This is a genomic window from Streptococcus pluranimalium (genome assembly GCF_047785745.1).
GTDB classification, from domain to species: domain Bacteria; phylum Bacillota; class Bacilli; order Lactobacillales; family Streptococcaceae; genus Streptococcus; species Streptococcus pluranimalium_B.
Genome location: NZ_JBLOJT010000142.1, coordinates 1 through 3,525, shown reverse-complemented (window position 1 = coordinate 3,525; position 3,525 = coordinate 1). Strand labels below are relative to the sequence as shown.

3 protein-coding genes are annotated in these 3,525 nt (G+C 39.5%); all 3 read left to right on the top strand.

Features of this window, described 5'->3' with window-relative positions; genetic code table 11:
• Positions 1-113: 113 nt before the first annotated feature.
• From thrC to ACMZ6U_RS09785, 3 genes are read left to right on the top strand one after another with little or no spacing between them, the layout of a single operon-like run.
• On the top strand, positions 114-1,598 hold the full coding sequence (gene thrC, locus ACMZ6U_RS09795; protein WP_416108256.1) for a threonine synthase: 1,485 nt from the start codon (positions 114-116) through the stop codon (positions 1,596-1,598).
• A gap of 2 nt (positions 1,599-1,600) precedes the next feature.
• A complete protein-coding gene (locus tag ACMZ6U_RS09790; protein ID WP_416108255.1) occupies positions 1,601-2,137 on the top strand; it encodes a GNAT family N-acetyltransferase in 537 nt (178 codons plus the stop codon).
• Between the two features lie 44 nt (positions 2,138-2,181).
• Entirely contained in the window at positions 2,182-3,456 is a 1,275-nt protein-coding gene (locus ACMZ6U_RS09785) for an MATE family efflux transporter (RefSeq protein WP_416108254.1), read from the top strand.
• The last annotated feature ends 69 nt before the right edge of the window (positions 3,457-3,525 follow it).

Here is a 3,525-nt window from a genome sequence, read left to right as displayed (position 1 = left end):
TTTTTTTACAATATACCAGAAGTTTGGAAATATCATAGTATCAAAACATAAGATGAGACTGAAAATCTCAGTTAATTGTGTTAAAATAAGAAAAAAGCAAACTGAGGATTACAATGACCCTAATATACCAATCGACACGTGATGAAAACAATAAAGTAACGGCTAGTCAAGCTATTCTCCAAGGATTAGCAAATGACGGTGGCTTGTTTACTCCTCTAGCCATGCCCGAATTGGCTTTGGATTTTGAAGCTTTAACACATGCTTCTTACCAAGAAGTAGCCAAGTTAGTGTTATCAGCCTTCTTGGATGATTTCACATCAGAAGAGATAGATTATTGTATTGCTAACGCCTACGATGCTAAGTTTGACACAGAAGATATCGCTCCCCTTGTAAAGCTCAATAAGCACTACAATCTTGAACTGTTTCATGGATCAACCATCGCCTTTAAAGATATGGCTTTATCTATCTTACCGTATCTTCTAACGACATCAGCTAAAAAACAAGGTGTTGACAATAAAATCGTTATTTTAACAGCAACTTCAGGAGATACTGGAAAAGCTGCTATGGCCGGTTTTGCTGATGTTCCAGGGACGGAAATCATCGTTTTCTATCCTAAAAATGGTGTCAGCAAGATTCAAGAGCTGCAAATGACGACTCAAAAAGGTCAAAATACGCATGTTGTGGCTATTGACGGAAACTTTGACGATGCACAGACAGATGTTAAGCGTATGTTTAATGATGCCGATTTGCGTGCTCGTCTTCTAGAGCAGAAAATCCAGTTTTCATCAGCCAATTCAATGAACATTGGCCGCTTGGTACCACAGATCGTTTACTACGTCTACGCCTACGCTCAATTGCTCAAAACGGGTGATATCACTAACGGCCAAGCGATAAACGTTACGGTTCCCACAGGGAATTTTGGGAACATCCTGGCAGCCTACTATGCGCGTGAGATTGGTGTACCAATCGCAAAGTTGATTTGTGCGTCAAATGAAAACAAAGTTCTGACAGATTTCTTCCAAACAAGAACCTACGATAAAAAACGAGACTTCAAGGTAACCAGCAGCCCATCTATGGATATTCTCGTATCTTCCAACCTAGAACGTCTCATTTTCCATCTGGTTGGTAATGATGCTGCTAAAACCAAAGAGCTTATGGAAGCCTTAGTTTCGAAAGAGGAATATCAACTTGATCAAGTTGACCAATCAATCCTTGATCTCTTTGAGGCGGGCTATGCCTCAGAAGTTGATACAGAAGCGGAAATCAAGAGAGTTTTCCAAGAAAATAACTATATTGAAGACCCTCACACGGCAGTAGCTTCCAGTGTTTACCGTGCTTATCGTGAACGCAGCAATGATGACACACCAACAGTAATTGCCTCAACAGCTAGTCCTTACAAGTTCCCAAGGGTTGCTGTTAAAGCTGTGACAGGAGAAGATTCTGGTGATGATTTCGTAGCTGTTGACGAGTTACATCAGCTTTCGGGAGTTGTGATTCCAGTAGCTGTACGTGATTTACAGATGGCACCTATCAGACATACGACAGTTGTTGCAACAGCAGGCATGCAAGAGGCTGTGGAAGCGTATTTGGGATTATAACTATGCTAGCTTTATTTGAACTTGCTAAACATCCCATTCTTGAAACAGAACGTCTCATTTTAAGACCTATGACTAAAGACGATTTGAAAGACTATCATGCTTTCACTTCGGATGATGATAATCTTCGCTACGCATTTTACCCTCACACTTCTATGGAAGATAGTTGGCAAGGCTTGGTTCTTTATAACCTCAAAGAACCAATCGGAAAGTATGGTATTGTTGAGAAACAGTCTAATCACTTGATTGGTAACATCAACTTTAAGCCAACGGATAGAGAGGATACTCTAGAAATCGGCTACACCTTACACCAAGATTATGCAGGACAAGGTTATATGACAGAGGCGGCTAATGCTTTGAAAGCCTTGGCTATCGATTTACCAGGGATTAGCTATTTGACGGCAGTAACTAATCATGAGAATCTGGCTAGCAAGGCTGTATTAGAAAAAATCGGTATGACCTTCATCAAACAGTACTCAGACAAGAGCTTAAGGGGACAAAATAACCTTTCAGATAGCTATCAGATAAAAGTCAAAGACTGAGATTTCTCGGTCTTTTCTTCTATAATAATGGTAAAATATTAGCTATGAAAGAAAGTAAACAGTTATTGCGCATTGCCCTTCCAGCTATGGCGGAGCAATTTTTACAAATGTTAATGGGCTTCGTCGATAATTATTTAGTAGCTCAAATCGGTCTAACTGCAGTGTCAGGTGTTTCAATTGCCAATAATATCATTGCCATTTATCAGGCACTATTTATTGCCCTAGGTGCTGGTATATCTAGTATATTATCACGCTATTTAGTTGCGAAAAAAGAGGAACAAGTTAACCAGAGTATGACCGATGCTCTATGGTTAACAAGTATAATCAGTCTCCTTTTAGGTTTAGTTTCTATAGTAGGAAATGTTTGGCTTTTAAAAGTCTTAGGAACCTCGACAGTAGTTGCCCAGGAAGGAGGGCTCTATCTAGCGATCGTTGGAGGAGGTATCATCAGTTTAGGGTTATTAACCAGTATGGGAGCTATTGTCCGAGTACAAGGCTATGTAAAACTTCCCATGGGCATTAGTATTCTGACTAACTTTCTAAACGCCCTTTTTTCTGCCCTGTCAATCTATATTTTTGACTTGGGAATTATTGGAGTTGCTCTATCAACTGTTTTATCAAGAACGGTAGGAACACTCATTTTGATGAAGAAGCTTCCTATCAAAGCCATATTTCAGAAACTGCGTTGGAAAGTTGATAAGCAGTTACTTGAGATTGTTCTTCCATCAGCAGGAGAGCGTCTGATGATGCGCGCAGGAGATGTTGTTATTATTGCCATCATCGTTACTTTTGGTTCAAAAGTTATTGCAGGTAATGCTGTCGGAGAAACAGTGACTCAGTTTAACTATTTACCCGCTATGGCAATATCTGTAGCTACAATCATCCAAGTTGCCTCAAATATAAAGGAAAATCCTCGTCAAGTCAGCGAAACTATCAAAAACAGCTTTTGGATATCAACGATGATGATGTATGGCTTATCAGGAATTATCTTTCTTCTAAAAGTCCCCTTACTAGGTCTATTTCTGCAAAATTCACAAGCCTTACAAGCAGGAGAAACAGTTGTTCTATATTCTTTGGTTGGCGTTCCAGCGACTGCAGGAACCTTAATCATGACAGCAACATGGCAAGGCTTAGGAAATGCAAAACTCCCCTTTTATGCGACAAGTTTGGGCATGTGGTGTATTCGCATTGGGTTAGGGTATCTACTAGCTATAAGTCTAAATCTAGGTTTACGTGGCGTCTGGTTAGCAACCGTTTTGGATAATTTATTTAGATGGCTATTTTTAACTTATTTGTATAAGAAAGAAGAGACTTGGTGAAGTAGGTCTTTGCTTGTTTTTAAGAACCTGTATTCACAAAGTTATAAAGCCCTTAAAAGACGATTAATA

Coding starts and splice junctions, on each gene's coding strand:
- thrC (WP_416108256.1), top strand. CDS start 114: ATGACCCTAATATACCAATCGACACGTGATGAAAACAATAAAGTAACG.
- ACMZ6U_RS09790 (WP_416108255.1), top strand. CDS start 1,601: ATGCTAGCTTTATTTGAACTTGCTAAACATCCCATTCTTGAAACAGAA.
- ACMZ6U_RS09785 (WP_416108254.1), top strand. CDS start 2,182: ATGAAAGAAAGTAAACAGTTATTGCGCATTGCCCTTCCAGCTATGGCG.